This window comes from Microbulbifer maximicatervae (SeqCode), from assembly GCF_052467505.1.
On the sequence record NZ_CP174313.1, the window covers coordinates 3,809,786 to 3,824,899 of the forward strand.

General features: G+C 49.3%; 19 protein-coding genes. 8 read left to right on the plus strand and 11 right to left on the minus strand.

Annotated features, from left to right (window positions below; translation table 11 throughout):
- Nucleotides 1-90: 90 nt before the first annotated feature.
- On the plus strand, nucleotides 91-921 hold the full coding sequence (gene dapF, locus ACJJIN_RS16755; protein ID WP_444895477.1) for a diaminopimelate epimerase: 831 nt from the start codon (nucleotides 91-93) through the stop codon (nucleotides 919-921).
- Nucleotides 922-1,044: 123 nt separating this feature from the next.
- Nucleotides 1,045-1,782, plus strand: coding sequence for a DUF484 family protein (locus ACJJIN_RS16760; protein ID WP_444895478.1), 738 nt, complete (start codon nucleotides 1,045-1,047; stop codon nucleotides 1,780-1,782).
- A gap of 74 nt (nucleotides 1,783-1,856) precedes the next feature.
- Here the strand turns inward: ACJJIN_RS16760 and ACJJIN_RS16765 are convergent, their stop codons facing one another.
- The 5 genes from ACJJIN_RS16765 to ACJJIN_RS16785 all read right to left on the minus strand — a co-directional run bounded on the left by ACJJIN_RS16765 (nucleotide 1,857) and on the right by ACJJIN_RS16785 (nucleotide 5,309).
- Nucleotides 1,857-2,081, minus strand: coding sequence for a hypothetical protein (locus ACJJIN_RS16765; RefSeq protein ID WP_108731384.1), 225 nt, complete (start codon nucleotides 2,079-2,081; stop codon nucleotides 1,857-1,859).
- Nucleotides 2,082-2,464: 383 nt separating this feature from the next.
- On the minus strand, nucleotides 2,465-2,803 hold the full coding sequence (locus ACJJIN_RS16770) for a P-II family nitrogen regulator (protein ID WP_108731383.1): 339 nt from the start codon (nucleotides 2,801-2,803) through the stop codon (nucleotides 2,465-2,467).
- Nucleotides 2,804-2,890: 87 nt separating this feature from the next.
- Nucleotides 2,891-4,150: an ammonium transporter AmtB gene (amtB, locus tag ACJJIN_RS16775; RefSeq protein WP_444895479.1), complete on the minus strand. Its 1,260-nt coding sequence runs from the start codon at nucleotides 4,148-4,150 to the stop codon at nucleotides 2,891-2,893.
- A gap of 54 nt (nucleotides 4,151-4,204) precedes the next feature.
- Nucleotides 4,205-4,543 (minus strand): P-II family nitrogen regulator, encoded by a 339-nt coding sequence (locus ACJJIN_RS16780; RefSeq protein WP_282930336.1) that lies wholly within the window; start codon nucleotides 4,541-4,543, stop codon nucleotides 4,205-4,207.
- Nucleotides 4,544-4,595: 52 nt separating this feature from the next.
- Nucleotides 4,596-5,309 (minus strand): TorF family putative porin, encoded by a 714-nt coding sequence (locus tag ACJJIN_RS16785; protein ID WP_444895480.1) that lies wholly within the window; start codon nucleotides 5,307-5,309, stop codon nucleotides 4,596-4,598.
- A 432-nt stretch (nucleotides 5,310-5,741) separates the two neighbouring features.
- On the opposite strand from ACJJIN_RS16785, the gene ACJJIN_RS16790 reads away from it, so the two are divergent.
- From ACJJIN_RS16790 to ACJJIN_RS16815, 6 genes are all read left to right on the plus strand, one after another.
- Complete coding sequence (locus ACJJIN_RS16790; RefSeq protein WP_282930338.1) at nucleotides 5,742-5,990, plus strand: accessory factor UbiK family protein; 249 nt, start codon at nucleotides 5,742-5,744, stop codon at nucleotides 5,988-5,990.
- Nucleotides 5,991-6,019: 29 nt separating this feature from the next.
- Nucleotides 6,020-7,516 (plus strand): YifB family Mg chelatase-like AAA ATPase, encoded by a 1,497-nt coding sequence (locus tag ACJJIN_RS16795; protein ID WP_444895481.1) that lies wholly within the window; start codon nucleotides 6,020-6,022, stop codon nucleotides 7,514-7,516.
- Nucleotides 7,517-7,669: 153 nt separating this feature from the next.
- Nucleotides 7,670-10,105, plus strand: a complete 2,436-nt coding sequence (locus ACJJIN_RS16800) for a Kelch repeat-containing protein (protein ID WP_444895482.1) — start codon at nucleotides 7,670-7,672, stop codon at nucleotides 10,103-10,105.
- Nucleotides 10,106-10,287: 182 nt separating this feature from the next.
- Nucleotides 10,288-10,575 carry a putative quinol monooxygenase gene (locus ACJJIN_RS16805; protein WP_444895483.1) on the plus strand — a complete coding sequence of 96 codons (288 nt, stop codon included), beginning with the start codon at nucleotides 10,288-10,290 and terminating at the stop codon, nucleotides 10,573-10,575.
- 7 nt (nucleotides 10,576-10,582) lie between these two features.
- Complete coding sequence (locus ACJJIN_RS16810; RefSeq protein WP_444895484.1) at nucleotides 10,583-11,026, plus strand: MarR family winged helix-turn-helix transcriptional regulator; 444 nt, start codon at nucleotides 10,583-10,585, stop codon at nucleotides 11,024-11,026.
- Entirely contained in the window at nucleotides 11,023-11,220 is a 198-nt protein-coding gene (locus ACJJIN_RS16815) for a putative antibiotic biosynthesis monooxygenase (RefSeq protein WP_413664037.1), read from the plus strand. Before ACJJIN_RS16810 ends, ACJJIN_RS16815 begins: the two co-directional genes overlap by 4 nt.
- A 31-nt stretch (nucleotides 11,221-11,251) precedes the next feature.
- On the opposite strand, the gene bla is transcribed toward ACJJIN_RS16815, so the two are convergent.
- The 6 genes from bla to ACJJIN_RS16845 form a co-directional block, all read right to left on the minus strand.
- Nucleotides 11,252-12,124, minus strand: a complete 873-nt coding sequence (bla, locus tag ACJJIN_RS16820) for a subclass B3 metallo-beta-lactamase (protein ID WP_444895485.1) — start codon at nucleotides 12,122-12,124, stop codon at nucleotides 11,252-11,254.
- Nucleotides 12,125-12,133: 9 nt separating this feature from the next.
- Nucleotides 12,134-13,084, minus strand: coding sequence for an alpha/beta hydrolase family protein (locus ACJJIN_RS16825; protein ID WP_444895486.1), 951 nt, complete (start codon nucleotides 13,082-13,084; stop codon nucleotides 12,134-12,136).
- 145 nt (nucleotides 13,085-13,229) lie between these two features.
- Nucleotides 13,230-13,787: a GNAT family N-acetyltransferase gene (locus ACJJIN_RS16830; protein ID WP_444895487.1), complete on the minus strand. Its 558-nt coding sequence runs from the start codon at nucleotides 13,785-13,787 to the stop codon at nucleotides 13,230-13,232.
- Nucleotides 13,788-13,797: 10 nt separating this feature from the next.
- Nucleotides 13,798-14,301 (minus strand): GNAT family N-acetyltransferase, encoded by a 504-nt coding sequence (locus tag ACJJIN_RS16835; protein WP_444895488.1) that lies wholly within the window; start codon nucleotides 14,299-14,301, stop codon nucleotides 13,798-13,800.
- A 17-nt stretch (nucleotides 14,302-14,318) separates the two neighbouring features.
- Nucleotides 14,319-14,771: a YaiI/YqxD family protein gene (locus ACJJIN_RS16840; protein WP_152450565.1), complete on the minus strand. Its 453-nt coding sequence runs from the start codon at nucleotides 14,769-14,771 to the stop codon at nucleotides 14,319-14,321.
- Between the two features lie 2 nt (nucleotides 14,772-14,773).
- The gene (locus ACJJIN_RS16845) at nucleotides 14,774-14,992 is read right to left on the minus strand and encodes a DUF3565 domain-containing protein (RefSeq protein ID WP_444895489.1); all 219 of its coding nucleotides are present in this window, start codon (nucleotides 14,990-14,992) and stop codon (nucleotides 14,774-14,776) included.
- Nucleotides 14,993-15,114 lie beyond the last annotated feature (122 nt).

Here is a 15,114-nt window from a genome sequence, read left to right on the forward strand (position 1 = left end):
GCTACTTGCATCGCAGTGGGGTCCATTTTTCAGCCCGGGCCCCAAACCGCAGCTAACGCCGCGGAAAATCAGTACGAACAGAGAAATGGAATGCGCGTTAAATTCAGCAAGATGCATGGGCTCGGCAACGATTTCGTGATGCTCGACGGCGTCAGCCAAAAAATTAAACTGACCCCGGAAAAAACTCGTCGCCTGGCAGACCGCTGCCTCGGCGTGGGCTGCGACCAGGTACTGCTGGTGGAGCCGCCCCGCACACCCGAGGCGGATTTTCGCTATCGCATATTTAACGCCGATGGCAGCGAAGTGGAAAATTGCGGCAATGGCGCCCGCTGCTTTGCCCGCTTTGTACGTGAACGCCGCCTTACCGGTAAGAAAAATATCCAAGTAGAAACTGCCGCCGGTTTACTGCACCTTAGAGTGCTGGATGGGGATCAGATTAGTGTCGATATGGGAGCACCAGTCCTTGAGCCCCAAAAAGTACCTTTTTCCGCCGATCGCCGCGCAGAGTCCTATCCCCTGGAAGTGGACGGGGAGACCTTCACCATTGGTGCTGTATCCATGGGCAACCCCCACGCGGTTCTGCTGGTGGAAGATATCGCTTCCGCACCGGTAGAAAGACTCGGGCCCCTAATTGAACGCCACCCGCGGTTCCCACAAAAGGTCAACGCTGGCTTTCTGCAAGTGGATACACGCACCGAAGCCCGGCTCAGGGTATTTGAGCGCGGCGTTGGCGAAACTCGTGCCTGTGGCACCGGCGCCTGTGCTGCCATGGTATACGCTCGCCTGCGAAACCTGGTGGATGACAAAGTCCAAATTCAGCTCCCCGGCGGCACACTGACAATTCACTGGAGCGGACCCGGCCAGCCAGTTACTATGACCGGGCCCGCAACCACGGTTTTTCACGGGCAGATTATTCTCTAAACAATTGTCCGGGTATTTGGCAGTAAACCCGCCACAAGCGGGTACGGGATAACTCAGAGAGCAGAACGCTTCGCCACATCAGTTGTCCGATGCCCCATCCCCGTGCCAGAAAAAGCAAACACAATGGAACACACAGACGCCAATCAGCCCCCCGAAGAGATTGCCGGCGACACTCACAAGGAAACCCAGCGTGACGATAAACTGCTGGCACGGCAGGTAGCTCGCTACCTGATTCAAAACCCAGAGTTCTTTGAAGAGCGCATGGAACTGCTGGAAACCATCAAGTTGCCGCGGGAAAATGGCAAGACCGTGTCGCTGATGACCCACCAAACGAATTTGCTGCGTGAGCGCAATATCGAAATGCGCCAGCGCCTCGACCAGCTCTTGCACAACGCACGGGACAACGACCAGTTATTTTTCAATAGCCGCCGACTTATCCTGGCACTGCTGGAAGCTGAAAATATCGGTGAAGTCACAGAAGCTCTCTATGCCAGTTTCGCCGCTGACTTCAATGTTGAGTTCACCAGCCTGACTCTGTTCGAGCCATTATCTGCTCCCCGTCAAAGCCTGGGACAAGTTCAGACCAGCACATTTTCCGATGCCGAGACGGCAATTGGCGGAATAATTCGTAACGGCCGCCCCATCTGTGGTGTTTTGCGCCAGCGGGAAAAAGAGTTCCTATTTGCGGAAAAAGCGCAATATATCGCTTCAGCTGCCGTAGTTCCTTTGGGCAATCAACTTGGCACCCTAGCGGTAGGCTCTGCTGATCCCCAGTACTACCGGTCTAGCCTGGGCACTTTATTCCTATCTTATATCGGCGAAGTCCTGGAGCGCCTGCTACCGAAACTGCTCAATCGGTAAAAGCTCTGAGAGGCTGAGAGGGGTTTGGCCAACTGTCACTCCTCCTGCTGGAGGAGCAACAGCGACCAGAGAGATTAGATAGGGCGGCTGCCGTATTTTGGCTGCGGTTTGCGCGGGGGGTCGGCGGTAACTTCTGGATCAACTTCACTAATCGCGCCGCCACCGGCGAGAAACTCCTCTACATCGGAACTTAACTGGCTTCTGGCGCGCTGGCGAGAGGTGATACTGCGCTCTTCTGCAAATTCCTCGGAGTCCTTGCTGCGAGAGTTCTTACCCTGATCTTCATAACCATCTTTCATAGCTAAAACCCTGTAACCTTTACTCCTGTTACAGAGGGAGTACCTCTGTGCCGCCCCTTTCCCGCGGCATCTACAAAACTGACAACCACTTTTCAGTGGCGATCCCCTACCGCGTCAATAGCGGCGATTAATTTATAGGCAGTTCCCCACCCCCGTGCCAGTAACACAAGGAGGGGGCTGTAGAGTTTTTTGTTGGGAAATGAAATGGGAATATTTCAGTTAGTTATGCAGATTTTTGCGCCTGCACCGGTAGCAGGTATTTCAAGCAAAATAGATAACAAAGATCGAAGGCGAGATAGCGGGACTTATCAGAAGTGCGTATAAAGCCCCTTGCGGGGCTTATGATACTCAATCGCTACGTTATGAAAGAGTTATCAAACAGGTTACACAGCTTCGCTACCGGTTTCACCGGTACGGATACGAATGACTTCTTCGAGAGCCGTGATAAAGATTTTGCCGTCACCGATTTTGCCGGTTTGCGCCGCCTTGGTAATTGCCTCGACAGCGGAGTCCACCATCTCATCATCAACAGCGAGTTCCAATTTTACTTTCGGTAGGAAGTCCACCACATATTCGGCGCCACGATAAAGTTCTGTATGGCCTTTTTGACGCCCAAAACCTTTTACCTCGGTGACGGTCATTCCTTGCACGCCCACTTCAGACAGGGCAGTGCGTACATCATCCAATTTGAAGGGCTTTACTACAGCCGTAATCAATTTCATCTTGAGTATTTCCCCTGATTCGTCCTCGTCGAGAGAACCTTACCCAGGCCACTGCCCCGCCTATGGGGCAGCACCGACACTGTTAACTTACTTGTTCATAAATTCCGGGTAAGCTTCCATTCCGCATTCGGTCAAGTCAACACCCTCTTGCTCCTCATCTTCGCTCACACGGATACCAGTGACGAGCTTGAGCAGGTACCACACTGCAAATGAACTGACGAATACCCAGCCAAAGATGGTCAGTGCACCAATCAATTGCCCGCTGAAACTGGAATCACTGTTAGTCACAGGTACCAATAGCAAACCGAGCAAGCCGACAACGCCGTGTACAGAGATAGCACCCACCGGATCATCAATTTTCAGCTTATCCAGGGTGATGATAGAGAAGACCACCAACACACCGGCGATCATACCGAAGAGGGTTGCCTGCAATGCAGTCGGGGTTGAAGGCTCCGCAGTAATTGCTACCAGACCAGCCAGGGCGCCATTGAGCAACATGGTCAGATCAGCTTTACCGAACAGGATACGGGCGGTGATCAGTGCAGCAATAGCACCACCGGCAGCAGCGGTATTGGTATTCACAAAGACCATGGCGACGGAGTGCGCACTGGCAGCATCGCCCAGCTTCAGTACGGAGCCGCCATTGAAGCCAAACCAGCCCATCCACAGGATAAAGGTACCCAGGGTTGCCAACGGCAAGTTAGCACCGGGAATGGCATACACTTGGCCGTTGGGGCCGTATTTGCCTTTGCGCGCGCCCAGTAGCAGGACACCAGCAAGCGCAGCCGCTGCACCCGCCATATGCACGATGCCGGAACCGGCAAAATCAGAGAAACCGAGATCACCCAGGTTGTACAGGCCGAAGACCTCTTTGCCGCCCCAGGTCCAGGCACCTTCCAGCGGGTAGATAAAGCCAGTCAAAACTACTGCAAAGGCCAGAAAGCTCCACAGCTTCATACGCTCGGCAACCGCACCGGAAACAATGGACATGGCGGTAGCGACAAAGACTACCTGGAAGAAAAAGTCTGAAGCCCCGGAATAAACGGAGTCACCTTCGAAACCATTTTCAGCTGAATCGCTGAGGACACCTTCCAGACTAAATGCCTCAATACCAGACAGAGCCCAGCCACCATCGTACATAATGGCGTAGCCAGTCAGCAGATACATAATGCAGGCAATCGCAAACAGGGCCACATTCTTGGTGAGAATTTCTGTGGTGTTTTTGGAGCGCACCAAGCCGGCTTCCAGCATGGAAAAGCCGGCGGCCATCCACATCACCAAGGCGCCGCACATCAGAAAGTAAAAAGTATCAATTGCATACTGCAATTGAAAAATTTGGTTCTCCATATTCCTCTCCGTTCAAATCTGGATATTTATTAAAATTATGTTTTCGGTTTTTAATTAAATTGCTGCATTACCGGTTTCTCCGGTACGTATGCGCACGACCTGCTCAAGCTCTGCGACAAATATTTTTCCGTCACCGATCTTGCCACTCTGCGCGCTGGAACCAATTGCTTCGATAACCGCATCCAGTTGCGAATCTGCCACCGCTATTTGCAGCATGGTTTTCGGAAGAAAATCCACCACATACTCTGCGCCGCGATACAATTCCGTATGCCCTTTTTGGCGACCAAAGCCCTTCACTTCAGTGACCGTTACACCATTAACCCCCGACTCCCGCAGGGCATCTCTCACAGCATCCAGCTTGAAGGGTTTAATGATTGCAGTGATTAATTTCATGGTATTCCCCTAAAGAAAAACGAGCCCTCGTATTAGCGAAGGCCCTTTTGTATTACCAGGTATAAGTCGCGCCAGCGAGCAATGTAGGTTCGCACCAGTCGGTCTCGTAGCACTCTTTATCGCTGACATCGGTGCCCACGAAAGAAGCGCTCAGGCTCAAGCCGCCAAATTCTTTACTGAGGGAAACGGAGTAATCGATATAGGAATCAGATTCATCGAGAAAACCTTCTTCTTCAAAAAGGTTTAATCCCAGATGTAGATCGAGAGAAAAATCTGAGGGAAGAGCGAAACTATATTCCGCATAAGGGTAATAAAACTCACCGGTATCCGCCCAATAGTCATCGGAATAGGCAAACCCCAATGTTAAATCTGAAAAACTCAGGCTGCCGTATATTTCCTGATAATCTTCATCTTCACTTCCGCCGTGATAGGCGTAATAAATGTAGCCAACATCAAAGCTAACGCTGTCATTGATATCCGCACTATAACCGCCGTAAAAATCCTGTTCATAGTCGGTTTGATCAGTCTCGTAATCAAAATCCACTTGGGATGCCCAGGTGCCAATATAAATGCCGTTTCCAAAATCGACATCGACACCCCCCTGTAATGCGGGGCCTCCATCAGTCTGGCTAATACCACGAAATCTATAGTCAGAAACAAGACCTACATTGGCACTAATGCTGGGACCGCCCTCGGCAGCCATCGATAAATTTGCAGCGCCCAGTGCGAGAACGGCACCGGTGACGAGAGTGGCAACTTTATACATTTTATTTTCCACTTTAATCCTCCAAGGCTTTTGAAGCTGTTTTTTCGAGTGCTTTTATGGCGCCGCCTGCAATCAGTCCTTCACTGTCGGGTGTGACAGAGGGTCGCTTGCGTCTCGTGAACTGCTACTTTCCCAGACTCCCAATGATCGTTAATGGGACACCTGCACAGATTGTTTGCAGACTTGATGCCAACACTGCAACCGCAAGCAAAATCAATAAGTTAGGAGTAATTGAATTAGTAAAATTCGTACGAATAGAAACTCGGAGGCAAAGTGTTGCACCAACATGGAACTACCTTTCTTCCTTTGCACTGAAGTGGGGAGGTAAAGATTAAGGTGCGCTCAGAACGGTGCGCTGTTAGGCTGCTTTTTCCAAAAAATGCACTGGGTTACAATCCCGTGCTATTCATATCCATCTTATTTAGCGAGGAAATGCCCGTGGCAGCAGATAAACTGCAACAGCTGCTGAAAGAGCTACAACAACAGGGCGCCGTGGTGACCAGTGACCTGCGCAGTGCTCTGGAGGTATCACTGGATAAATTGCCATTGGTCTCCCAGCGAGAGTTCGACACCCAGGTGGAGATACTGCGCCGGACCCGGGAAAAGCTGGCACGACTCGAAGATAAGGTCGAAATGCTGGAGCAAGCCCTGGCGCAGCGAGACAGCGCCGCCAAGGACTAAGCCCAGGGAGCCACTTCAAGGATGAAATCGTGAGCCTCTCAGTCACCTACTCCCGAGCTCAGCTCGGGGTCTCTGCACCTCTGGTTACCGTAGAAACCCACCTGGCAAATGGACTCCCTGCTTTTCATATTGTGGGTTTACCGGAAGCGGCGGTGCGGGAGAGCCGCGACCGTGTGCGCAGCGCCCTAATCAACAGCCATTTCGACTTCCCCCAGCGCCGTATTACCGTCAACCTCGCCCCCGCCGACTTACCCAAGGAAGGTGGCCGCTACGATCTGGCCATCGCCATCGGTATTCTCAGCGCCTCGGGACAGGTTCCCACCGAAACGCTGGAACGTTATGAATTTATTGGCGAGCTAGCACTCACTGGCGCCTTGCGGGAAGTAAGTGGTAGCTTACCGGCAGCCGTAGCCTGCACCAATGAAGACCGTAAACTCATTGTGCCTAGGGAAAACGGTGCGGAAGCCGCGCTGGCAACCGGCGAAGTCAGCATTGCCAACTCCCTGCTGCAAGTTTGCGCCGAACTTCATGGGCGTGAATCTATGCCCAAAGCTGTTGCAGAGCCTATTACCGAAGAGCACCTGTGCACGGACTTAGCCGATGTGCGCGGTCAACTAAAGGCCCGCCGCGCTCTCGAGGTGGCAGCAGCCGGCGGCCACAATCTGCTTTTTTACGGCCCTCCCGGCACCGGCAAAACCATGTTGGCCAGCCGCCTGCCGGGCATATTGCCCCCGCTGACAACCGAAGAGTCACTAGAAGTAGCGAGCGTTTACTCCAGCGCAGGCCTACCCCACCAGAGCCTGCGCCCTTTCAGGGCCCCGCACCATAGCGCCTCACCAACGGCGCTGGTGGGTGGTGGCAGCACCCCAAGGCCCGGTGAGATATCCCTCGCGCACCGGGGAGTCCTATTCCTCGATGAAATGCCCGAATTTCCCAGGCACGCTCTGGAGATACTGCGGGAACCCCTGGAGAATGGTGAAGTGCGTATCTCCCGCGCGCGAGCCCAAGTCACCTATCCCGCTCACTTTCAACTGGTCGGGGCTATGAACCCCTGCCCCTGTGGCTATTTAGGCGAGCCTCGCTGTCGCTGTACCCCAGACCAGATAGATCGATATCGCAACAAGCTCTCGGGCCCGCTATTAGATCGTATCGACATGCAGGTAGAGGTGGGCGCTATGAATGCAGTCCAACTGCAGGATTCAGCTCCCGGAGAAACTTCCGATACCGTGAGAGAGAGAGTTTGTGCCGCACGCCAGCAACAAATACAGCGGCAAGGTAAGACAAATAACCTGTTAAAAGGCGCAGAGCTGGAAAAGCACTGTGCCTTGGGGGAAAAGGAAAAGCACCTCTTACGCCAGTCAGTAGAAAAGCTGGGGCTATCCGCGCGTAGTTACCATCGGGTCCTTAAAGTAGCTCGAACCCTGGCAGACCTCACTAATTTTGAACATATAAGTACTACTCAAATTGCTGAGGCACTAGCCTATAGAAATCTCGACCGAAGAAATGTAATTGCTTTATCAAACTAGTCAAAAACCTGAGTTATAAAGTAGATAGTTATTAACCCTTTCCAATCCCTATCAATATTTAGGATTAAAATCAGTATCTAAATACTGTTATTATTTTCTATATAAAATTAGCTCTAATTAATACGTAAGTACGTACTCATAAAGGACGAGTCGATGATAAAAATAAAAATTAACCCCATTTTATCATTATTTATCACTATATTTATTAGTATTTTTTTAACTGGCTGTGGTGGTGGTGGTGGTGGTGGTGGTGGTGGTGGTGAGAAGTCTGACTCATCGTTGAGCCAACAAAATTTGACATTCGCCTACACTGGTTCAATTGATTTATATCTTGGCGACAGTTTACAAAATACTGCAACTGGGCAAGGCTCAGGCTTAATCGCTTATAGTTCTAATAATCCAGAAATAGTCACTGTTGATTCAGAAGGCTTAATCACTGCTATAGCCGCAGGCTCAGCTACCATAACGGCAAATATAGATCAGGACAATCAATACTTTTCCGCTTCATCTAGCTATCAAGTTAACTCTGAAATAAAAACAATCAGTATGACTGCGTGGGTAGGCAAATCTGATACTAAAATTCAGTTTTCTGAGTCAGATGACAATATCTTATTTTATCGTAGCGCTGAGAATGAGTGTAATCTAGAAAGCTATAATACTTGTAAAAATGGGCAGTTAAGTACTATCAACGGTCAAATAGTTACCGATACAGCTGCCACTCTCTCCCAGCCAGCTTTCTACAATCTTGTTTCTGATACTTCAAAAGCCTCTGTCACAGTAACTACATCAGAATTTTCTGGGAGAGAGGGACACCAGGTAATAGCTTTTAAAGAAAAACTTTGGCTCATCGGTGGTTATGATGGTTTGGAGTACCAAAATGATATCTGGTCCAGTAGTGATGGAATTATTTGGGAACTACAAACCAAAAATGCACCTTTTCCTCTAGCCTGGTCCCCTAAAGCCGCCGTATACAATAATAAATTATGGGTTGTTCTAAGTCCTATTAGTAACCCTGAAAATAATGAAATTTGGTCATCAGATGACGGCATTACCTGGGAACTGGTTACGGATAATCCCAATTTTCCGAGTCGCATTACACAGAGGTTTATTACTCACGATGATAAATTATGGATCATTGGTGGTGCGTATAGAGATTCAACAGGGGACAATTTTCACAATGATGTATGGTCGTCTACTGATGGAGTCACATGGACTCTTGTTACAGAAGACCCCTCATTCTTAATCGGATGGGCAGCAGAAACAATTAGTTTCAACAATAAACTATGGATGATCGGCGCCCTGGGATTTGATTTCACAAAGAGTGAAATTTGGTCATCAGAGGATGGAGAACATTGGAAACAGGTATCAGAAGAGACCCCATTTATGGCGAGAGAAGACCACCAACTAGTATCCCATGACAATAAGCTTTGGGTAATTGGTGGCAGTGAAGGTGGCAGCCCAAATAATATAAACGATATTTGGTCATCAACAGACGGAGTTAGATGGCAGCAAGAAACCGAAAGTACTCCTTTTTCATCCCGTGAAAACCATCAAGCTATTAGTTTTACCGGAAAAATATGGTTAATTGGCGGTCGGTCAGGTGGTATGTTTAGTGGGTTAAGAAATGACATCTGGTCATCTATAGATGGTGTGAATTGGCAACAACACACAAAAACTGATGAGATACCGCCAAGAACACAACATCAAGCTATTTATTATAAAAATAAATATTGGATTATTGGTGGTTCTGGAAGTTCAAAGAATGATATCTGGTCATCTAGTAACGGGGCAGATTGGACACTAGCGACAGACAGTCCAAATTTCCCTTTCAGTTATCGACATCAAGTCGCGATCCACAATGAAAAAATGTGGTTAGTTGGAGGTAATGACGGAGCATGTTGCGAGCAATCTCACGGATTAAAGAATGACGTTTGGTCATCTATTGATGGAATAGATTGGAAGTTAGAGTCAGAGACTCCTGGATTCTCAGCCCGATTCGGCCATCAACTCATAAGTTACGATGAGCGGCTATGGCTTATTGGAGGTACCGAAGATTATGGCGATACAGGAAAAAAAGATATCTGGTCATCAATAGATGGTATTAACTGGACACTTGTCACAGATAACCCTCCATTTATATCTCGCCACTTTCATCAGGCACTCAGTTTCAATAATAAAATTTGGGTTTTTGGAGGAAAAGGGGACTTAGGTTCAGATGATGTCATGTGGTCATCTACCGATGGTATCAATTGGTCAAAAGAAACGCTTAACCCAATCTTTAATACTCGTTACGATCACCAATTTGTAGCCTTTAAGAATAAGCTATGGCTAATTGGGGGATGGGACACAGAAATGGCGGAATATACCAATGATATATGGTCTTCTATGGATGGGGTTAACTGGACTCTGGAAACCTCTTCCGCCCCCTTCTCAGCCAGAGGCTCTCACGAAATAGTGAGCAATGGTGACCATCTATTACTTATTGGGGGTCAGGGTGAGGGAATAAATAATGACATATGGAAATCAGAAGACGGTATCCAGTGGCGTAAGCTTTACAAGCGCCAAGTTTATTTTGCCACTCCAAGGTAGCTCATTACTAGTTTCGTGCAATCTTCATTTCTGTGGCTCCTAGTTGAGCCACTGCTATCTCTACAATGTTAAGTAAACCGACTGTTCTCCTCCACTCCTTACATTAAACTGACCCACAAGTAGTTTGACAATCCACCCCATTTGATTATCATGATAACTAAATTCCATAGAGAGTGACGTTTATGGCTATAAATTTATTCATTATTGCCAAGATTTCTCCCAAGACAGAGTTCTTTGACCAAGCCAAGCAGGCCATCCTGTCCATAGTGGCTAATACATTGGAGGAAGAGGGCTGCCTGAAGTTTGCAGTACACGAGGACGGGGAAAACTTGTTTTTATACGAGGAGTGGCGCAGTCAGGAAGATCTCGATAAGCATTACACTATGCCCTACATCACCCCGATATTCGAAGCCTATAAAGAGTGGCTAAAAGAGCCTGTGGAGATCAATAAACTGGAGAGGTTAGCTTAATATCCTTATGTTTTTTCTCAAAGAACTTCCCTCACAACAGATGGTTGAGGGATATTCCAAGCGATTTTCTGTAAAAGATCCCGCTGCCATTCAGGGCGCCCTTACCATGATGCGGGATGCGAGTCTGTTATTGCGGGAGCTGGAGGGGTATTTTTCTGAACACGGAACCTCCCAGCTGCGCTTCCTGGTAATGATCGTTATCGACCGGGAGCCTCAAAGAGATAGTTTGCTGGCTTCAGAAATCGCAGAGCGCATCGATGTTTCTCGACCGGTAATGACGCGAACCCTCAAAAGTATGGTGGAAGATGAGCTCATCGTTATGGAAGCAGACTCCAGCGATGGTAGGGCAAAATGTGTAGCACTATCCAAGAGTGGAAAACAATTTTTACAGAAAATCTTACCCGGGTATTTTAAGACAATTTCTAAATTTATGGAGGAGTTGAACAAATGAAGAAACCGATACTGCACGCCCTGTGCATCTGGGCATTGGTTTACCCTATTGTTACTCTATTACTTCTAGGGATGCAGGCACTGGAATTGCAAATTGCAATTGGTTTAAAAGCGCTAATAATGACCGTTATTCTGGTCCCACTAATGTATTTCTATCTTGTGCCAAAGGTGCATCAATTTTTGGCCCGGCACTAATATGTCGAGCCATGTTTTGTAGCGCAAATATCTAGTCAGCTGGATCTTTCTCAGCTTCCAGCTTTTCACTTAATTTTTCTTCCGCTTTCTCTGCATATTGATGACAGCTTACTGATTTTTTCTGTATAGCTTTGTTTTTAAACTCCCAGCCGCTGGCAGGTGCATGAGGGGTAAGTAGTAAATCACAAGGTAAATCCCGCACACGGGCAAAGCTTGTGCGGAAGTCCTCTACGATATTGGGGTAGCGGCGGTTATCAATCAGTTGATAACCGGGCGCTGTAAGGCTATCCACATAAGCTATATCTTTAGTTTTACCATCAACTTTGTCTTCCCAGGTCCAGGCCATACTGCCTGGTGTATGGCCTGGGATAAAATGTACGCGTAGACGCAAATCCCCTAGAACCACTTGCTCGCCATCGTGCAGGATACGATCCGCCTTTATTGGCGGATATAAAAGTTCGTCGGCAAAATGAATATCATTGGCACCACCGCGAGCCATTAACACCGCTGACTCGGCATTGGTTACCACCTGTGCACCAGTTACGCGTTTTAGCTCCGCTAAGGAACCTATGTGGTCTGCATGGGCCTGACTGTGCAAGATTAATTTGAGATCCGAGGGGGCGACTCCCAACCTGCGCATATTCTCCAATAAATGCTCAGCCGTCTGCTCCATGCCACCATCAATTAGAATCGATCCCTCTTTGCCTTTTAATAACAGTGAGGTAATTCCCTCGGTACCTATTTGCCACGTGTTACCTGCAATCTTTAGAGGCGCTACTGGCTGACGCCAGGATTCTGGTACCTTGTAGGTTTCCAGTTGTGGTAAGACAGCATAGTTTTCCGCTGCCGAAAAACTGGAATAAGCGGCCATCACTATTGCGGCTAATTGGATTCTTACATTCATTGATCAGTCTCAACTTTTACCGGCATCAGAGATACACCCGGGAGCTCCATTTAGTGCAGTCTTTTTGATCCATCCAGAAATTCTTTCAAAAACTTCTCCCCGGTGATTTACACCATCCTTATCCGTCATATAGTGATCGTAACCGGGGTACTCCCAATAAGTCAGCTCACAACGTCCGGCTGATGCGTAGGCATCTCGTGCTGCTCGGCCGGAACTGACCGGGGCAGATTTATCTTCTGTACCCTGGATCAATAATACGGGGGCATGGCTGTTCAATAAATCGTTAACTGGTACCCGATCGACGACATCGGCCCACCAACGCATAGAGTTTCCACCCCAGACTTCCGCGCTTTCTGGGTTAGCTCGGGCATAGGCGAGTTTAGCATCTACCTCTTTAGCTACGTGGGGCGGAACCAAACTCTTTAGCACTTGAGCAAAGGATTCCCCCAATCCACTTGAAAAGACCACTGCCGCATCGGGATTTAGCCTCGGCGCCAGTCGTGCAACAAGATCACCACCCTCGGAACCGCCGAACAAGACCAGCTTGCCATTCCACCAATCAGCCCCGCGCAGTTCGTCGACAATCTGCTCTACATCTACCGCACGCTGCTCAACAGTATGGTTAGCTACATACTCTTTGGAACAATCTTTAAATTGCTCTTCCGGGCTGTCAGAGTGAGTTACACCATATTTTTCTACCAATAAAACAGCATATCCTGCCACTAACTCTTTAGCCTGTTGGATAGTAGTATTTTTAACAGCTGGCAGGCAGCCAGATCCCTGGGCTATCAGAAACAAGCCATATTTCCCGTTAGCCGATGGTTGCTCTAAAGACCAGTAAAGCGTTGATCCATCAGGGCGTTTACTAACTTTAAGTAAAGGTTCGGCGGACACGCCGATATGCAAAGTCGCTAGCAGAAAACCAGTTGCCGTTATAAAGGCCGATTTAAGACAACCCATAGCGAGAACTCCCTGCCCTCACCTGAAATTAATGGTGGGGCTATATTTGCTTGGTTATTGTTGAAAAGGGGGTGAACCTCATATTCACCCCCTCTCCGAACCCAAGAAAAAGTAATGGTTCCCGAGCTAACTGAAGCTAATCACATCAAGATTTTTTCCAATCATCAGCACTTAAGCGATAAAGGCAGTGCCGCTGCAGATGGCTTTCGCTGGGGACCAGTGGATGTTCAAAGACGAGAGAATCCCGCCGCATACCCAGCCGCTCCATCACCCGCTGGGAACGAAGGTTTTGTAGCGCAGTAAAAGAAACGACTTCGCTGAGATTCAGGGTATTAAAAGCTACATCCAAAGATGCTTGTGCAGCTTCACTGGCATAGCCTTTTCCCCAGTGGGGAAAGGCCAAGCGCCAGCCAATCTCTACCGCTGGAGTGAAGGGCAAATCTTCAGTCACATTTTTCATACCGACAAATCCAAGAAACTCTTTGGTCTCTCTCAGCTCCAAGGCCCAAAAGCCCCAGCCGTACTTCTCAATATGCGCAATACTACGATCCACACCGGCGTCACTCTGCTGTCGCGTCAGCAATGAGGGGAAGAACTCCATCACCCTGGGGTCGGCATTCATTTCGGCAAGTTCAGGCTTATCTTCCTCTCGCCACTGGCGCAGCTGTAAGCGCTCTGTCATGGGTTGTATTAATTCAGGCATGGAATATTCGCTATTCAATATTTTGTTTCTGCTGAAAACCTTTAGATGGTGCGACCATAAAATCGCACTGATCCAGCCATTTTCGCTGCCCTGGGTAAGCCGCTTCCTCAAAGCCCAATTTCTCGTAGAGAGTCCGTGCCGCTAGATTAGTACGCAGGACAAATAAAGAGCACTCGATTGCATCCAGGGCTCTGGCTCCTGTTTGCGCAAGCTGTACTACCAGCGAACGCCCTAATCCGGCTCCGCGATGATTAGGCGAGACAATTAAACGACTTAAGTGGCAGCGACCCAGGTGTTGGTAATACTGCCCAAAAGCCAGCACATCACCGCTGCTGCCCTGAAGTGCGTAGCTAGGCAACTCCGGCCAGCGACAATCCTCCAAGAAGGACCTCCCCTCGAACGGAAACCTGAAATCAGGACCACCCCACTGTTGGCACTGCTCCCTATCAGGTAGCCAAGACATCAATGTTGGGAATTGCCACTCTTCCATTGGCTTCAGTCTCAAATTATCCACGGCAATTCTCCTTAAAGTTACTTGCGACTCTTTGCCAGCCATCTATCTAACTGATCGGCAAAAGCTTTGCGGTCCGCCTGGCTAAGGGCCGGTGGTCCGCCGGTATGCACGCCGCTGGAGCGTAGGGTATCCATAAAGTCCCGCATATTCAGACGCGCGCGGATATTGGCCTTGGTATAGCGCTCCCCACGGGGGTTAAGGGCTTCAGCACCCTTGTCGATCACCTCTGCTGCCAGTGGGATATCGCTAGTAATAATCAGGTCCCCCGCCTCGCAGCGCTGCACTATCTCGTTATCTGCCACATCAAAACCCGCTGTCACTTGCACGGAGCGAATATAGCGCGACGGCGGCACCCGCACCGCTTGGTTAGCAACCAGTGTCAGTTCTGTGGCTGTGCGCTCAGCGGCGCGAAACAGGATTTCCTTGATGGCGACTGGGCAGGCGTCGGCATCGACCCAAAGTTTTGTCATGGCTATACAACCTTTTCGAGCGTATCGGGCGGTGCACCCTCATCGCATTTCTTGCAATTGAGCTGGAATCCCAGCATGGACTCGCGCCCTTGTTCAGTGACTACCCAGGGCCGGTTGGTCCAAGGGGGATTGTGGCGTACATGTTGAAAGTGGCCACAGGCGAGCTCCGCCACCCAGTGATTCTCTTCATCCAGGTGATAGCCGGCGATGGGTTGTTGCATGGGGTTACACAAGCAGGGAATAAGGCGCAGTTATAGCCAATCCCAAGGGCAAAGTATACGTGTGGCCGGTGGTTCGCACTGGTACTGGGATGATTCGAGCCAAGGCTGCTAGAATCTCCCGC

Excerpts from the sequence above, each read along its gene's own strand:
- dapF (WP_444895477.1), top strand. The coding sequence starts at position 91 with ATGCGCGTTAAATTCAGCAAGATGCATGGGCTCGGCAACGATTTCGTG.
- ACJJIN_RS16760 (WP_444895478.1), top strand. The coding sequence starts at position 1,045 with ATGGAACACACAGACGCCAATCAGCCCCCCGAAGAGATTGCCGGCGAC.
- ACJJIN_RS16765 (WP_108731384.1), bottom strand. The coding sequence starts at position 2,081 with ATGAAAGATGGTTATGAAGATCAGGGTAAGAACTCTCGCAGCAAGGAC.
- ACJJIN_RS16770 (WP_108731383.1), bottom strand. The coding sequence starts at position 2,803 with ATGAAATTGATTACGGCTGTAGTAAAGCCCTTCAAATTGGATGATGTA.
- amtB (WP_444895479.1), bottom strand. The coding sequence starts at position 4,150 with ATGGAGAACCAAATTTTTCAATTGCAGTATGCAATTGATACTTTTTAC.
- ACJJIN_RS16780 (WP_282930336.1), bottom strand. The coding sequence starts at position 4,543 with ATGAAATTAATCACTGCAATCATTAAACCCTTCAAGCTGGATGCTGTG.
- ACJJIN_RS16785 (WP_444895480.1), bottom strand. The coding sequence starts at position 5,309 with ATGTATAAAGTTGCCACTCTCGTCACCGGTGCCGTTCTCGCACTGGGC.
- ACJJIN_RS16790 (WP_282930338.1), top strand. The coding sequence starts at position 5,742 with ATGCCCGTGGCAGCAGATAAACTGCAACAGCTGCTGAAAGAGCTACAA.
- ACJJIN_RS16800 (WP_444895482.1), top strand. The coding sequence starts at position 7,670 with ATGATAAAAATAAAAATTAACCCCATTTTATCATTATTTATCACTATA.
- ACJJIN_RS16805 (WP_444895483.1), top strand. The coding sequence starts at position 10,288 with ATGGCTATAAATTTATTCATTATTGCCAAGATTTCTCCCAAGACAGAG.
- ACJJIN_RS16810 (WP_444895484.1), top strand. The coding sequence starts at position 10,583 with ATGTTTTTTCTCAAAGAACTTCCCTCACAACAGATGGTTGAGGGATAT.
- ACJJIN_RS16815 (WP_413664037.1), top strand. The coding sequence starts at position 11,023 with ATGAAGAAACCGATACTGCACGCCCTGTGCATCTGGGCATTGGTTTAC.
- bla (WP_444895485.1), bottom strand. The coding sequence starts at position 12,124 with ATGAATGTAAGAATCCAATTAGCCGCAATAGTGATGGCCGCTTATTCC.
- ACJJIN_RS16825 (WP_444895486.1), bottom strand. The coding sequence starts at position 13,084 with ATGGGTTGTCTTAAATCGGCCTTTATAACGGCAACTGGTTTTCTGCTA.
- ACJJIN_RS16830 (WP_444895487.1), bottom strand. The coding sequence starts at position 13,787 with ATGCCTGAATTAATACAACCCATGACAGAGCGCTTACAGCTGCGCCAG.
- ACJJIN_RS16840 (WP_152450565.1), bottom strand. The coding sequence starts at position 14,771 with ATGACAAAACTTTGGGTCGATGCCGACGCCTGCCCAGTCGCCATCAAG.
- ACJJIN_RS16845 (WP_444895489.1), bottom strand. The coding sequence starts at position 14,992 with ATGCAACAACCCATCGCCGGCTATCACCTGGATGAAGAGAATCACTGG.